The sequence below is a fragment of the Acidicapsa borealis genome (assembly GCF_059115245.1).
The window spans coordinates 2,541,465-2,556,992 of sequence record NZ_JCACNY010000001.1 but is presented as its reverse complement, the minus strand read 5'-3'; the positions used below and the strand labels follow the sequence as shown (position 1 = coordinate 2,556,992).

At 59.8% G+C, this 15,528-nt stretch carries 11 protein-coding genes; 9 read left to right on the top strand and 2 right to left on the bottom strand.

What is annotated here, in order from left to right; translation table 11 throughout:
• Positions 1-100 precede the first annotated feature (100 nt).
• The 5 genes from AC5S27_RS10590 to AC5S27_RS10570 all read left to right on the top strand — a co-directional run bounded on the left by AC5S27_RS10590 (position 101) and on the right by AC5S27_RS10570 (position 4,742).
• The gene (locus tag AC5S27_RS10590; RefSeq protein WP_493934537.1) at positions 101-994 is read left to right on the top strand and encodes a phosphoribosylaminoimidazolesuccinocarboxamide synthase; all 894 of its coding nucleotides are present in this window, start codon (positions 101-103) and stop codon (positions 992-994) included.
• 30 nt (positions 995-1,024) lie between these two features.
• Positions 1,025-1,558 (top strand): CvpA family protein, encoded by a 534-nt coding sequence (locus tag AC5S27_RS10585; protein WP_493934536.1) that lies wholly within the window; start codon positions 1,025-1,027, stop codon positions 1,556-1,558.
• Positions 1,559-1,653: 95 nt separating this feature from the next.
• Complete coding sequence (locus AC5S27_RS10580; protein WP_493934535.1) at positions 1,654-1,935, top strand: helix-turn-helix domain-containing protein; 282 nt, start codon at positions 1,654-1,656, stop codon at positions 1,933-1,935.
• Positions 1,936-1,995: 60 nt separating this feature from the next.
• On the top strand, positions 1,996-2,760 hold the full coding sequence (locus tag AC5S27_RS10575) for an HAD family hydrolase (protein WP_493934534.1): 765 nt from the start codon (positions 1,996-1,998) through the stop codon (positions 2,758-2,760).
• Positions 2,760-4,742 carry a secretin GspD/PilQ domain-containing protein gene (locus AC5S27_RS10570; protein ID WP_493934533.1) on the top strand — a complete coding sequence of 661 codons (1,983 nt, stop codon included), beginning with the start codon at positions 2,760-2,762 and terminating at the stop codon, positions 4,740-4,742. The genes AC5S27_RS10575 and AC5S27_RS10570 overlap by 1 nt, the downstream gene beginning before the upstream one ends.
• A gap of 13 nt (positions 4,743-4,755) precedes the next feature.
• Here the strand turns inward: AC5S27_RS10570 and AC5S27_RS10565 are convergent, their stop codons facing one another.
• Positions 4,756-6,750, bottom strand: a complete 1,995-nt coding sequence (locus tag AC5S27_RS10565; RefSeq protein ID WP_493934532.1) for a glucosidase family protein — start codon at positions 6,748-6,750, stop codon at positions 4,756-4,758.
• A gap of 358 nt (positions 6,751-7,108) precedes the next feature.
• Here AC5S27_RS10565 and AC5S27_RS10560 point away from each other — a divergent pair, with 358 nt between their 5' ends.
• Positions 7,109-9,835 carry an EAL domain-containing protein gene (locus AC5S27_RS10560; RefSeq protein ID WP_493934531.1) on the top strand — a complete coding sequence of 909 codons (2,727 nt, stop codon included), beginning with the start codon at positions 7,109-7,111 and terminating at the stop codon, positions 9,833-9,835.
• Between the two features lie 357 nt (positions 9,836-10,192).
• Here the strand turns inward: AC5S27_RS10560 and AC5S27_RS10555 are convergent, their stop codons facing one another.
• Entirely contained in the window at positions 10,193-10,564 is a 372-nt protein-coding gene (locus AC5S27_RS10555) for a response regulator (RefSeq protein ID WP_493934530.1), read from the bottom strand.
• Positions 10,565-10,945: 381 nt separating this feature from the next.
• On the opposite strand from AC5S27_RS10555, the gene AC5S27_RS10550 reads away from it, so the two are divergent.
• The 3 genes from AC5S27_RS10550 (at position 10,946) to lepB (ending at position 15,396) form a co-directional block, all read left to right on the top strand.
• Entirely contained in the window at positions 10,946-12,325 is a 1,380-nt protein-coding gene (locus AC5S27_RS10550; protein WP_493937299.1) for an ABC transporter ATP-binding protein, read from the top strand.
• 154 nt (positions 12,326-12,479) lie between these two features.
• On the top strand, positions 12,480-14,237 hold the full coding sequence (locus tag AC5S27_RS10545; protein WP_493934529.1) for an ABC transporter permease: 1,758 nt from the start codon (positions 12,480-12,482) through the stop codon (positions 14,235-14,237).
• Positions 14,238-14,562: 325 nt separating this feature from the next.
• Positions 14,563-15,396, top strand: a complete 834-nt coding sequence (gene lepB / locus AC5S27_RS10540) for a signal peptidase I (protein WP_493934528.1) — start codon at positions 14,563-14,565, stop codon at positions 15,394-15,396.
• Positions 15,397-15,528 lie beyond the last annotated feature (132 nt).

Sequence of the window (15,528 nt, the reverse complement as noted above, 5' to 3'; positions counted from 1 at the left end):
TTTTGCTGAAGTAATTCCGTTCTTACCATGCCGTTGCATTGACAAAGCGAGTCGGCCCTTTGAGAATCGATCCTTTAGAACTTCGTCGAAAGGCCTCCCGTTGTCCTCACTCCTGACCACTGACCTGGGCGCGATTCCGCTGATTGGCCGCGGAAAAGTCCGCGATCTCTACGCCGTCGGCGATGATCTGTTGCTGGTAGCCACCGACCGCATCTCCGCCTTCGACCACGTTCTCGGCTCCGGCATCCCCGGCAAGGGTAAAATCCTCACGCAGATCTCCCTTTTCTGGTTCGATCTGCTCAAGGACATCGTCCCCAATCACCTCATCACCGCCGAAGTGAGCAAGTTCCCAGCCGAGCTGCAGCCCTATGCCGATCAACTCGAAGGCCGCACCATGCTCGTCCGCCGCGCCGCCATGTTCCCCGTCGAGTGCGTTGCCCGCGGCTACCTCGCCGGCTCCGGCTGGAAAGAGTACCATGCCACCAGCACCGTCTGCGGCATCGCGCTCCCGGATGGCCTGCAGGATGGCTCGCGCCTGCCCGAACCGCTCTTCACCCCTGCCACGAAGTCCCAGGACGGCGCCCACGACGAGAATATCCCCTTCGCCACCATGGAGCAGGTCATCGGCACCGAAGACGCGACGGAGCTCCGCCGCCTCACCATGGCGCTCTATACCAAGGCAGCCGCACACGCCGAGTCCCGCGGCCTCATCCTCGCCGACACCAAGTTCGAGTTCGGCGTAGTCGACGGCCGTATCACTCTTGGTGACGAAGCCCTCACTCCCGACTCTTCCCGCTTCTGGGAAGGCGCAGCCTGGAAGCCCGGCGGCGCTCAGCCCAGCTTCGACAAGCAGTTCGTGCGCGACTACCTCGAAAGCATTCACTGGAACAAGCAGGCACCCGCGCCCTCCCTGCCCGACGATGTGGTTGTCCGCACCCAGGCCAAATACCTCGAAGCCTTCCGCCTGCTCACAGGTCACGAACTGGCGCTCTAAGCACCGCGTAACCGCTCCGTAAGAGGGCCGATGAATCTGGTAGACCTCGCCATCCTCCTCACCCTGATCCTGAGCGCCGGTCTCGGCTTTCGCTCAGGCATCATCCAGAGCGTAACTTCGCTCGTCGGCCTCATCGCCGGCATCGCCATTGCCAGTTGGAACTATCGCCCGCTCACCGATCGCCTCGAACCCTACATCCACAGCCACGCCCTGGCCGAGGCCGTAGCCTTCGCCCTGATCGCCTTGCTCGTCATGACCATCTTCGGGCTCATCGGTATGGTCATCCGCAAGCTCATCCATGGCATCGGTCTCGGCTGGCTCGATCGCCTTGCCGGGCTTGTCTTCGGCATTCTTCGCGGAGCATTACTGGTAACGCTGTGCATCGTGACCATGGCGGCGTTCTTTCCGCAGACTCGCTGGCTGGGCGACTCCCAGTTTGCAAAATATTTCTTAGGCAGTGCTCATCTCACCACAACCATCACCCCGGAAGAGTTGAAACATCGCATTCTGGATGGCTTGCAGGTGCTTGAGGCGGACGCTCCAAAATGGCTTCGAGAGAAATAAATTCACCACGGAAGAAATAAAGCGTAAATACGTCCCCGAAGTATGGGACAGGGACCCCACCGACGTGGCAATCTATTGAGACACGAGGACGAGACGTGAAGCGCGAACTAGACACCCTGATCACCCAGATGCATTCCACCGGCGTTCGTTACGAAGACGCCGTACGTCAGTTCAAACGGCAGTACCTGCTTGAAGTGCTGCGTGCCCACCGCGGCAACCAGTGTAAAGCGGCCGAGGAACTCGGAATGCACCGCAACACGCTCAGCCGTACCATGGCCGAGCTGGACCTTGAGGTCGCAGAAGTTCGCGCCGGACTCAAGCGTCCGGTGCGGAGCGAACGTCTTGTCTTTAACGGGCTACGGCAGCAGATTCGCTAGGGGCATATTCCCTGGCATTCCCTGCTCTGTGGCCCGGAAAGCGAGCCCCAAAACCGAGATATGTCCACAACTGCAACGACACCCGGCACCCGAGTTCAGATCCGGGACGGATTTGTGTGGGACGCGCAGGACGCGTACCTCTTCGATATTGACGGCACCCTGCTCCGCAGCCGCGACCGCATCCATTTCAACGCCTTCGCTTCCAGCGTCCGCGACGTCACCGGACACACCATCTCGCTCGACGGAGTAACGCTCCACGGCGGCACGGACACGGCCATCCTCGCCGAAGCTTTCGATCTTTCCGGCATCGCTCGCCAGGAATGGGAGCCGCACAACGAAGCCATCCTCCAAGCCATGTGCCGGATCGTCATCGGCCAGCGCGACAAGATGGACATGTGGACCATGCCCGCCGCCGCAGAAACTCTTGCACACCTCGCTGAACGCGGCGCCCTGCTCGGCCTGGCCACCGGCAATCTGGCCGAAATCGGCTGGACCAAGGTCGAAGTCGTCGGTCTGCGCAAGTGGTTCCATTTCGGCGGATTCAGCGACAAGTTCTCCGTCCGCGCCGACATGGTCGCCGACGCCATCGCCCAGGCTCGCGCCCTGCTCAAGTCGACAAACCACCCCAGCCCCGAAACGGCCAGCATCTGTGTTGTCGGCGACACTCCACGCGACATCCAGGCAGCCCGTGCCAACGGCATCCCGGTCATTGCCGTAGCCACCGGTAATTATTCCTTCGAAGCACTGGCCGAACTGGAGCCCGACGCCTGCGCCACCTCGCTCGCCGTCCTGCTGGAAGCAGCCAACAAAACGGAGCAAGCCTGATGCGCAACCGTCGCCGGCAGGGCCGACATAGCTTGCAAAGCGCAGCCTGGCTGCTCGCCGCAGCCGCGCCTATCTGCGCCACCAGCAGCCTGCATGCTCTGGAGCCAGTTCCGCAAGCGAGCCAGCCGCCAGCGCCAACCGCGGGCATCAACGCGCCCGACCCCGCGCAGAAGACGGTAAGAACCATCGAGCTCGGCGGCCCGGTCCAGGCTGAGCCTCTGCGCGAACAGCGCAAAGCCGCCAAGTTCTACCTACGCGGCGTAAAGCTCCTCGCCAAGCAGCAGCCGGAAGCCGCCTGGAACCTCCTCAAGCAGGCCGTTGAAATCGAGCCCAACAACCAGACCTACGTCCGCGCCTCAGAGCTGGCCCGCCAGAGCGCCGTCTCCCAGCTCGTCCAGCAAGCAGGGCAAGCCAAACAGGGTAGCGCCCTCGGCGTTGACTCTCAGCCTGCTCAACTCCTGCACCACGCTCTCGAAATCGATCCACAGAGCGAAACCGCAAAGCAGCGCCTGCACGAGTTATCCGCAGAAACCGGCCCGCCACCCGGCATGACCGCCAGTAAGGTCCTCAACCCGCAGGCGGCCGCTGGCGAATACCTCGCCGAAGGCATTCGCCTCGAACCCCAGCCCGACAAGCACAGCTTTCACCTGAAAACCTCCCAGCAGCAGGCCATCAAGGAAGTCTTCCGTGCCTACGGAATCGACGCTTCCGTCGACGACAGCGTCCACGGCCAGCCCGTACGGCTTGAAGTCGAAAACGCGACCTTCCCCGAAGCCGCGCGCATCCTCGCCCTCACCACGCGCACCTTCTACGAGCCGCTCGACCCCCGCCGCGTCATTGTCGCTGCTGACACCAGGGAAAACCACACCAAGTTCCAGCGCCTCCAGATGGAAACCGTCTACCTGCCGGGCCTCTCCGACAAGGAGCTCACCGACGTCGCCAACCTCGCCCGCAACGTCTTCGACGCCCAGCAATCCGTAGCCGAGCCCAACTCCGGCACCATCACCCTGCGTGCCCCGGCCAAGGCCATGGCCGCCTTCAATCGGACCGTAAGCCAGCTCGTCGACGGCAAGGCCCAGGTCGATCTCAACGTCAAGATCATCGAATTGGCCCACACCAGCAGCCGCAACACCGGCACCACCTTCCTTCAGAGCACCACCGTCGCCAACGCCTACTCCGAAATTCAGTCCATCCTGAATCAAAACCAGGCCGCCGTGCAGCAGATTATCGCTTCCGGCCTCGTGCCGAACGCGATCGGTCTCACCAACCAGCTCACCATCATCGGCATCCTGCTCGCCTCCGGCTCTCTCTCCGGCTCGTCCATCCTGACCGGTGGCTTCGCCCTCTTCGGCGGCGGCATCACCGAGAGCGCCCTGGGCCCCAGCCCGGCCACGCTCAATCTCCAGCTCAACTCCAGTGACACGCGCACCCTCGACGACGTCCATATGCTTCTCGCCGACCAGGAAGACGGCACCTTCAAGACCGGCGAACGCTACCCCATCGAGACCTCGTCCTATTCGTCAGTCGCCATCTCCACCATCTCCGCCCTGACCGGCGGCGCAGGCAACCAGACCATCCCCCAGATCCAGTACGAAGATCTCGGCCTCACCATCAAGGCCACCCCATCCATCCTCCGCTCCGATGACGTCGCTCTCAAACTCGACATCAAGATTGAAGCCCTCGGCGGCACCAGCCTCAACGACATTCCCATCCTCGACAGCCGCAACATGTCCGGCGTCCTCACTCTCAAGGCCGGCGAAACTGCTGTCATGCTCAGTGACCTTACAAAATCCCAATCGCGTGCCCTCAGCGGCCTGCCGGGAATCAGCGACATCCCCGGCCTGCAGGACATCAGCGACATCTCCCGCGACCTCAACGTAGCCCGCCTGCTCATCATCATTACTCCGCGTGTCGTCCGCGAAAACCAGCAGCTCGCCCGCAGCCCGCGCATGCCTGTCGACAAGTCCAGCAGCGCTCACTAGGCACAGACGCCGGTCACTGTTCCGCCACCCACCGGGCTTCCTCCCCCGCTGCCAGTTCCGCCGTAAACCGCGTTCCAGCCTTCCCCTTCAGCGAATACCGCCCTTTCCCGTCCCCAAGCCCGGAGAGATCCACCACAATCCGCCGCTTCTTCTCGGACAAGTTCCTGAGCGAAAACCCGCTCGCCGAATACTCATACCGCACCGCGTACGCCGGCACCCCAAACTCCACCGCCCCATACCCCGCCAAATGTGGAGCAACTGAAAGATCAGCATCCGCAGGCACCGTCAGCCCCAGCACCTTCGAAATCAACACAGCCGCGTAAACGTTTGGATACTCGTAATACTTCTCCGCCCCGTGCGCGTTCTTGCCATCGACGTAATACACATAATCCATGTCATACCGCTCGCCCATGAAGTAGTTGCTGTCCTTCGCACCCTCAGCCGCAACCGCCTTCACCTGATCCAGCAGCACGCCGTTCTGCCCGCGCCACTCGCGGTAAGCCGCATCCCAATACCAGTACCGCCCCGCAGCACTCAGGTCATACGGCCCGCCATCGCCAATTTCCGACTTGTTATACCCCGCAATATCCACCGCCAGGAAGCTCGGAAACCGCTCAAGAGCCCCATCGTTCGCATCCACCAGCTTCGCCACCGCCTCGGTCTGCGCTGCCGTTGCATACCCATAGGTCACAGGCAGCGAATTCGCAACCAGATGCACATGGTCATGCACCCGGCTGTCCCGGTCCACCCAATCCACAAACCGACCATGCCCCTCATCCCAGTAGCCCATCGGCAACGGAGACACCAGCACCTGCGCCATCTTCTTCGCCAGCGCCGCATACTCTTCAGCCTTCGCCCCGCGCCCCAGCACCCGCTCCAACCCCGCCAGCAGCTCAAAACTCCGCGCCCCAAAGCCCTGGATCTGCGTCTCCCGCCCATCCTTCATCACCTGGTCTTCGTAATACACATCGCCCCATAGCCGCCCGTACTGGTCCACATGCGCCATCGTCCACCCCGCCGCATGCTCCAGGCTCTCGATGTTCTCCTTCAACCACGCCGTGTCCTTCCGCGCCGCGTAATACCGGGACGCCTCCTCGATGACCTCGATATTCCCCGTCACCGGAAACATCGCCGCATTCACCCTGCCATCCTCGCTGCTTCGGCGAACGTGATATTCCCTGTTCCCATTCGGCTGCACCGCGCACGGAGCCCGCCACAGCCCCTCAGGGTCATCCTTCATCAGCTGAATCTGCAGCCCGATCATCCGCTTCACCACATCCAGATCCAGCTCCGACCCCATTGCCATCCGGCCCTTCGTCTGGAACTCATGGTCCACTGCCGGATACGACCCCGCATAAGCCTTCACGTTCAAGGTGCTCAGCACATACCCATCGTGGTACGGAAACCCCGCCGCAACCGTCTTCTCAGCAACCAGCGGCAGAATCGTCCCCCAATAAAAACCAGCCAGCGCATCCTCCAGCCCATCCCCGCCGGCAATCTTCACCGAAAACCGGTTCCCAAACGGATCACTGTGAGGCCGCGCCTCAGCGTTGCGTATCGCGAACGAATCCGCGTCCACCGCCACTCGCAGCCCGGCAGCAGTCCTGGTCGCCGTTGCCTTCCCGCCGGTCAACTCCAGATACCACGACCGGTCCCGGGAGTGAGCATCCACCGGCAAAACCCAAAACCCATGATTGGCTGCAACCGTCTTCACCGGCTCAACCCGGCGCCCCTCAGCCCTGGACCCCTCCGTGTCCCCAATCGGCAAAACCCACCACTGGCCATCGGCCCGATCGACACCCAAGCCTTGACAGTCCCGAAAGGTCATCACCACCGGCGCTGCATGGTCCTTCCGCGAAGCTGCAAATCCATCCCCGCTCGCTGTCACGCTGGCGTTGTCAACCCGCTGAAGAATTCCCTCCCCACCCGCCAGTGCCGTTATGCCTCCCTGCGCAAACAGAACCGTCGTAGACCAAAGCAAAAACACCACCGCCACCAGCCTCTTCATAAGTCCCCTGTGTCTAGAATTTGCAATGCAATACCGACGAAAAGAATATAGCCCCGTGCCCAAAGCATGAAGTTTCTCGAAAGCATAACTCCAAAGCACTCGATTGGATGTCCAAAGCATGATTCACCGCGGCAGCTGAATCATGGAAAAACGTATCGGATTGAACATTATTTCGATTCTTGGAAGCGCATGTTCGCTGGATGCATGTTAGCCCATTGCGACCTGATCCTGAATCCGGTTCGATCTTGTCACGCTTCGTTAGCCCTCACACTGGCATAGCCATCGAGCGCGTTTCCCCCCGCAGTCTTAGAAACAGCTTTCCGTCTTATCCCGGAGCGCAATGAAAACAAGGTCCTCTGTGAATAGGAAAGTGCAGTTAGCGTTCGGTTCCGCCATCCTGGCTTTGCTCCTCGTCGGCACCTTCTCCTACCGCTCCATCCTCGAGTCCAGTCAGAGCGACCAATGGGTCGAACACTCCTATCAGGTGCTTGCAAATCTCAACGGTTTACTCGCCGCAATGGAGACCGTTGAATCGAGCTATCGGGGGTTTGCCCTGACCGGCGATGAACCTCATTTATCCTCCTACCGCACCTCGGTTCAGGCCGCGATGCAGGACGAGAGAGTCCTTCGCGACTTGACGGTGGACAATCCTCTCCAGCAACTCCGGCTTCCCACCCTGGAAAACCTCGTCGCGGAGAAAATTCGCTTCGACGACAGAGTGGTCGAATTGCGCCGGACAGGAGGTCTGGAGGCGGCAAGAAATGGTCTTCAAAGCGGATCAAGCCAACGAACCATGGACGACTTGCAGGCAATGGTTCACGACATGCACAACGAAGAGTTGCGATCATTGTCTCTTCACAATGCGGTTGCAAAGCACCGTATGGAACAAACCCGGATCGTTCTGTTAGTCGGAACGGTGCTCGGATTACTGATCGCGGTTGTCGCAGGCTGGATCGCCAGGAGCAACCATTCTGCACGCCAGGCCGCGGAGAACGCCCGGCTGGAAGGCCAGGAGCTCTTCCGCAATGTAGCCAATAACATCTCTCAGCTTGCCTGGATGGCCAACGATAATTTCTTGGTCTTCTGGTACAACGATCGTTGGTTTGAATACTGCGGCACCACTCCAGAGGAGATGGCGGGCCTGGGCTGGAAAAAGGTAGTGCATCCGGACCATCTGGACCGGGTTGTGGAAGCGCGCAATCGATCCTTCCTGAGCGGCGAGACACTGGAAGACACTTTTCCCATTCGCGGCAAGGATGGGATCTACCGCATGTTTTTAAGCCGGGCCGTCTCCATCCGCGATGCAAAGGGAAAGGTGCTGCACTGGGTTGGCACAGACACAGACGTCAGTGAAAGTCAGGCCATTCAAGACGAGTTGTTCGCGGAGAAGGAACGAGCGCAGGTCACCCTGAACTCCATAGGCGACGCCGTTGTCTGCACGGACCTGGCCGGCAATATCTCTTTCATGAATCCTGTCGCGGAAAAGATGACCGGCTGGTCTCCGCAAGACGCGTTGGGCATGCCAATGCGGGATGTACTCCGAATTGTGAACGCCGCCAGCCGGCTTGTAATCCCGAATCCCATGGAACTGGCAGCGGCCCGGGACATCCATCAGGATTTGCCTTCCAATAGTCTGCTGATCCAACGGGATGGCGTTGAAATTCCTATTGAAGATTCGACCGCGCCAATTCACGACCGCGAGGGACAAGTTACCGGTGCAGTGATTGTTTTCCGAGATGTAAGCGCTGCCCTGGCAGTGCAGCGCGAAATGACGCATGCGGCGCAGCATGACTTTCTAACTGGCTTGCCCAACCGGATGCTGTTAAACGAGCTCATCAACCATGCGATCTCCATGGCTTCGCGCCATCAAAGAAAGATAGCGATACTTTTCCTGGATTTAGATGGTTTCAAACATATCAATGATTCTCTCGGGCACCGGGTCGGTGACAAGCTCATTCAGTCCGTCGCAAGGCGTCTGACGGATTGCCTGCGAGGCGCCGACTCCGTCTGCAGGCAAGGCGGCGATGAATTTGTAGTGCTGCTTTCAGAAACAGAGCAGAGTGAGGATGCCGGTATCACTGCGGCAAGGATGCAGCAGGCAATTGCCATGGTTCATCGCATTGACGACTATGAGGTTCATGTCACGGCAAGCGTCGGCATCAGCGTTTATCCCGGCGACGGTCAGGACAGCGATACGCTCATTAAGAATGCGGACACTGCCATGTACCACGCCAAGGAGCTTGGGCATCATAGCTATCGGTTTTTCACACCCGCCATGAACATTAGGGCAGTGGCTCGACGATCGATTGAGGAAGGACTGCGACGTGCATTGGAGCGGCATCAGATTACGTTGCACTATCAGCCGAAAGTTAACCTGAGAACCGGGGAGATCACTGGCGCAGAGGCTCTGATTCGCTGGAAGCATCCGACGCATGGCATGATCTCCCCCACCGAATTCATTCCCATTGCAGAAGATTCCGGTTTGATTATGCCAATCGGTAACTGGGTACTTCGCGAGGCCTGCCGGCAAGCGCGCGCGTGGCTTGACGAAGGCCTGTCCCTGCAATCGGTCGCGGTGAACGTCTCAGCGATCCAGTTGCGGGACAGGCACTTTCTTCAGGGAGTATTGCAAGTCCTCGAAGACGTGGGATTAGAGCCGAACTTTCTCGAACTGGAATTGACCGAAAGCGTCTTGATTAAGACCACTGAATCCACCCAATCCATTCTCAAGACGCTAAGAGCAAGAGGCGTGCAGATTGCCATCGACGATTTCGGAACTGGATATTCCAGCTTGAGCTCTCTGGGGAAGTTTCCGGCCGACTCTCTGAAAATCGATCAGTCATTTATCCGCCAACTCACAGCCGCTCCCGAAGATACTTCCATCGTCACCGCAATCATCAGCATGGCCCGTAGCCTGAAAATGAGAGTCGTTGCCGAAGGAGTGGAAACGCAGGAGGCGACGGCATTCCTCCAGGCAAATGAATGTCACGAGGCGCAAGGCTACTATTTCAGCCGTCCGGTGATCGCCGATCAGTTCGCTCAGCTTCTCAGAAGTGGTATCTCGACGCCCGTTGCCTCGAACTGATTCCCTCTCGGTCTCAAAGGACCCACAGATTACTGGAGGAGTGCGTGGAATCACGCGGGATAGCCATTCTCTGGCAACTGTGATCCAGCCTCGCCGGGTGTGCTCGCTCCAGGACTGAGAAAGTTTCGTAACAGTCTCGTTCTCATTCGCGGCTCTCACGCGAAAGAGTCCAGCCAGACCTTACCACCAGGCATCTCGCTATTCCCGTTGCTCGTCCCCAGAAGGAATTCGACGTTCTGAGCCGATCCGAAAAAGCCGCAAATCAAAAGGCCTCGTGGAGTATCCATGAGGCCCTTCGAGAGATCACCCAGCAGAGTTTGGAAGGAGCGCTTTTCACACTCGCACTCCGCACTCACACTAGCTTCTGAGCTTCGCCAGAAGATCCTGCGGATGTACCGGCTTCGCCAGAATTTCAAACTCGTACCCGCGCTCCCGGGCCTTCTCCAGCAGGTCGGCGGTCGCCGCCTGGCCCGAAAACAGCAGAATCTTGATATTCGGCAGGATCTCCCGGATCTGGATGGCCGCATCAATCCCGTTCAGACCGGCCATGATCACGTCCGAAATCAGCATCTCCGGCTGAAACGTCGAAGCCATCTCCAGCGCCTTCTCGCCCGTATATGCCACTTCGGCACGAAAACCACTCTGATTGAGGATCATCGCCAGCGTATCGGCGATCACCCGCTCATCGTCCGCCACCAGAACTTTTGGTTTATTCAAGTTGTCTGACATATCCCTCTATTTTACCGCCACCCGAACAGTTGAAAAGCGCAGGAATGGAGCCCGAACGACCGGCGCCGCAAATCCTTTATCAGGACATCTGCCGAATGGACGAACGAACAAGCCTTCTGGTTGCGTTAGAAGGATGATACGCTGTGGCCAGAGATTGGCGAAATTATTTGTCAGCCACACCAGCCAATAGCTCCTCCGGCATCGGGTGACAGCGCGCTCCCCCGCTGCCTTCACAGCGATTCATCCTTCTGCAACCTGCCTGCAATAAACTGATAGGAATCTTGAACTTGCCCGAATACGTCCAATGGGCAACAGAACACCGGAGACTTGCCCTTGCAGGATGCCGCAGCCATCACGAATCCCGCTCCCGCTCAAAGCCCGCTGGCTGAAGAGCCGATCATACGCGCGCATCAGATCCAGAAGTACTACGCCCAGCCCAGCCAGAACCGCATTCAGGTCATCTCCCCGACCGATCTCTCCATCGTCCCCGGCGAAATCCTGGCCCTGCTCGGCCCCTCCGGCTCCGGCAAATCAACCATGCTGCGCATGCTCACCGGCCTCAGCAAACCCTCCGCCGGTCAAGTCTACTGGCACGAAAAACCCATCGCCGAAGCCGAAATCAACGTCTCCATCGTCTTCCAGAGCTTCGCGCTCTTCCCCTGGCTCACCGTTCTCGAAAACGTGGAAGCCCCCCTGCAAGCCCGCGGCATTGACCCCGAAACCCGCCGCGAACGCAGCCTCAAAATGCTCGACACCGTAGGACTCGACGGCTTCCAGGCCGCCTTCCCGAAGGAACTCTCAGGCGGCATGCGCCAGCGCGTCGGCTTCGCCCGCGCCCTCGTCGTCGAACCAGAAGTTCTCTTCATGGACGAGCCCTTCAGCGCCCTCGACGTCCTCACCGCTGAAAACCTCCGCTCCGAACTCCTCGAGCTCTGGGCCAAGAAGTCCATGCCCACCAAGGCCATCTTCATCGTCACCCACAACATCGAAGAAGCCGTCCTGCTCGCCGACCGCATCATCGTCCTCGGACGCAATCCCGGCCACATCCGGACGGATTTCAAAGTCCAGCTCCAGCACCCCCGCGACCGCAAATCCGAGCCCTTCACCAACCTCGTCGATTACATCTACAAAGTCCTCACCCGCCCCGACATCGCCGCCGCCGCGCCCGACCAGACCACCGGCAAGCCCGTCCGCGACCAGCGCCAGATGCACTACCAGATGCTTCCCCACGCCCGCCCCGGCGGCGTAGCCGGCCTCCTCGAACTCCTCATCGACAAAGGCGGCCGCGACGACATCTACCGCCTCGCCGACGACCTCGCCTTCGAAATCGACGACCTGCTCCCCATCGTCGACGCCGCCCAGCTGCTCGGCTTCCTCACCATCGCCGACGGCGATGCCGCCATCACCCCCACCGGCGCCGCCTACGCCAACTCCGAGATCCTCCACCAGAAGGAGCTCTTCCGCGCCGCCGCTGTCGAAAACGTTCTCCTGCTCCGCCAGATCCGCCGCGCCCTCGAAACCAAATCCGACCACACCGTCCCCGAAGAATTCTTCCTCGACATGCTCGACGAACAATTCTCCGCCGACGAATCCCAGCGCCAGGTAGAAACCGCCGTCAACTGGGGCCGCTACGCCGAACTCTTCGACTTCGACGCCGCCCGTCGCCGCTTCATCCTCCCCGAACCCCAGGAAGAAGCCGTCACCGCCCCAGAACAAGACACAGACGAAACCGAGGACACCCCCACCGAGGCCACCAAATGACCCAAGGCCTCCAACCTCGCGCGTCCGTAGTCAATATTTGCCCTCCTGAGCAAAGCGAAGGACCCGCCTTTACTGTTCTCTGCTCTCTGCCCTCTGCCAGCTGTTCCCTAATCCCTGTTCCCTATTCCCTGGCATCCGCCGCAGGCGGTGCCCAATGAACCTCCGCTCGCCCCTCCAGCACCCCTTCGCCCGCTCGCTCGTCACCGTCCGCACCTGGCCCTTCTTCATCGACGTAGGCATCGCCGCCTGCCTCCTCGCCATCTTCTTCGCCATCGTCCACATGGGCACCTACTGGATGCACACCCCCATCCCCGTAGTCCCCATCTCCCACGACATCAGCGCCCTGCCCATCTACGCCTTCTACTCCATCATCCGCATCGGCATCGCCTACCTGCTCTCCCTCGCCTTCGCCATCAGCTACGGATACATCGCTGCCTACAACCCCCGCGTAGAAGCCTGGATGATCGGCCTCCTCGACATCCTCCAGTCCATTCCCGTCCTCAGCTTCCTCCCGCCCGTCGTCCTCGCCATGGTCGCCCTCATCCCCGGCCACCAGCTCGGCATCGAACTCGGCGTGATCCTCCTCATCTTCACCGGACAAGTATGGAACCTGGCCTTTAGTTTCTATTCCTCCCTCAAATCCATCCCCAAGGAGATGCTCGAAGCCTCCCGCATCTACCGCTACTCCGCCTGGCAGCGCTTCTGGCAACTGGAAATGCCCAACGCCGCCATCGGCCTCGTCTGGAACTCAATCGTCTCCGTAGCCGGAGGCTGGTTCGCCCTCATCGCCTGCGAAATGTTCACCATGGGCGACCGCAACTTCCAGCTCCCCGGCCTCGGCAGCTACCTCCAGACCGCAACAGCGTCAGGCGACGTCAAAGCCCTCCTCGCCGGCATAGCCGTAGTCATTTTGATCGTAGTAGCCACCGACCAGCTCCTCTGGCGCCCACTCATCGCCTGGTCAGACAAGTTCAAATTCGAGCAGGTAGAGTCCAACGACCGCGTCGTCTCCCCCATCCTCACCCTCCTCCAGCGCTCAACGTTGCTCAGTAACATCCCCGGCCGCATCTGGACCAGCATCGAAGAGCCCATCTACCGCCGCCTATCCAAGACAGCAGCCTGCAAAATCGTCCAGCCCCTCGACGAAGACCAGACCCGCCGCAAAAACACCGCCGGCCTCTGGCTCCTCGCCATCGCCGCCGCCGCCATCGTCGCCTGGGGAGCATCCCGCGCCTTCATCATGCTCAAGTCCGTCACCTGGCCCGACCTCCGCCTCCTCCTCGAAGGCGCCGGCGCCACCTTCCTCCGCGTCAACGCCTCCCTGCTCATCTCCGCCCTCTGGACCATCCCCGTCGGCGTCGCCATCGGCTTCAACCCCCGCCTCGCCAAAATCGTCCAGCCCTTCGCGCAAGTCCTCGCCAGCGTCCCGGCAACAGCCTTCTTCCCCATCCTCCTCATCGGCCTCGTCAAAATCGGCGGCGGACTCGGCATCGGCAGCGTAGCCCTCATGCTCCTCGGCACCCAGTGGTACATCCTCTTCAACGTCATCGCCGGAGCCATGTCCATCCCCTCCGACCTCAAAGAAGCCGCCAGCCTCTACAAATTCACCCGCTACCAGCGCTGGACCACCCTCATCCTCCCCGGCATCTTCCCCTACCTCATCACCGGCATGGTCACAGCCTCAGGCGGAGCCTGGAACGCCAGCGTCTTCGCCGAATACAGCCACCTCGGCGACAAAACCCTGTCCACCATAGGCCTCGGCGCCCAAATCGACCAGGCCACAGACGCAGGCCGCTTCCCCATCCTGCTCCTGGCCACAATCCTCATCAGCCTCATGGTAGTAAGCATGAACCGCCTAATCTGGCGCCGCCTCTACCACCTGGCAGAAACAAAATACAAACTCCTCGCCTAACTCCAGCGGCTAAATAGCTCTGCCTCTGCACTTGCCTTTGCACTTGCTTTTCTTTCTGTCATTCCCATTAGGGGAATCTGCTGTTACACTCGCCTTTGCCTCTTTGTTTGTCATTCCCGGCAGGGAATCTGCTGTTGCACTCGCCTTTCTAGCCACGAACCGCTCGCACGCCAAATCATCCGGAGAATCCTACGTTGCACATGGATTTGATAGACTCTGGTCAAGAGTCGAACGCGACGACAGTCGAACGTACATGAAATCATCCCTTTTGAAGTGACCGCTGCGAACACCCTGGGGCTCGCCAGCCTTTCTGAGGAGCCTTTGAATGAGTCCAGCGACGAAGAGATCTCATGTTTCAACGAAGCCCGCAGCTTCCGCCAAAATCAATCGGGAAGAGACTCCTTTCGAGGCGCTGGCCAGCATCTGCTCAGTTCTAGTGGTGGGCCTGTTCATTCTGACCTTTTTATCTCAGAACCGAGTCATTCCATCAGGCTCGATGGAGAACACGCTGCTTATAGGCGATCACCTGCTCGTCGACCAGATCACGCTCGCGCCGCCCGCTTCGTGGATGCCGCTAATAAGGTATCGCGAGCCGAGGCGCGGCGATATCGTGGTGTTTTACAAGCCCGTCAATCAGCCTGGTATTGATGCCACTGACGCCGACGGAACACCACAATACACTCCCCTGGTGAAGAGATTAATTGGCGTGCCGGGCGATCATATCCATTTACGCAACGGCATTGTGATTGTGAATGGTGTTGCACAGCCCGTGGGATTTGCGCAGCCGACGACGACGGATAACTTCAACGAGTTCCTCGACGATTTCCCCGCAGTACAGCCAGCTGGGGTACCCGGGGCAGCAGAGTCATGGGCCGTGAACTTCCCGAGTCATATCCAGGACGGCGACTTAGTGGTTCCACCCGGCATGTATTTCATGATGGGCGACAACCGGCACAACAGCCTGGACTCGCGCTACTGGGGCTTCGTGCCGCGCGCCAACATAATTGGCCGGCCTCTTGTCAACTATTGGTCGTTCAAGGCCCAGGACGGGCAACTTGAACAAACAGGATTCGGTCAAAAGATAGCGTGGATCGGCCACGTTCTCGTGCATTTCTTCCCAGACACCCGCTGGAAACGCACTTTCCACATCGTTCGTTGAACCAACTTTGTACGATCCCGATTTGATCTCGGTTTAGATCTCGGTCCGGCGGGTGGCACAGGTCTTACCAAAGCCAACCGAGGGCGCCCCATATCTCGCTCTTGAGACATGGATTTCACGACCTCAGCCAAC

Coding starts and splice junctions, on each gene's coding strand:
- AC5S27_RS10570 (WP_493934533.1), top strand. CDS start 2,760: ATGCGCAACCGTCGCCGGCAGGGCCGACATAGCTTGCAAAGCGCAGCC.
- AC5S27_RS10545 (WP_493934529.1), top strand. CDS start 12,480: ATGAACCTCCGCTCGCCCCTCCAGCACCCCTTCGCCCGCTCGCTCGTC.
- AC5S27_RS10575 (WP_493934534.1), top strand. CDS start 1,996: ATGTCCACAACTGCAACGACACCCGGCACCCGAGTTCAGATCCGGGAC.
- AC5S27_RS10565 (WP_493934532.1), bottom strand. CDS start 6,750: ATGAAGAGGCTGGTGGCGGTGGTGTTTTTGCTTTGGTCTACGACGGTT.
- lepB (WP_493934528.1), top strand. CDS start 14,563: ATGAGTCCAGCGACGAAGAGATCTCATGTTTCAACGAAGCCCGCAGCT.
- AC5S27_RS10555 (WP_493934530.1), bottom strand. CDS start 10,564: ATGTCAGACAACTTGAATAAACCAAAAGTTCTGGTGGCGGACGATGAG.
- AC5S27_RS10585 (WP_493934536.1), top strand. CDS start 1,025: ATGAATCTGGTAGACCTCGCCATCCTCCTCACCCTGATCCTGAGCGCC.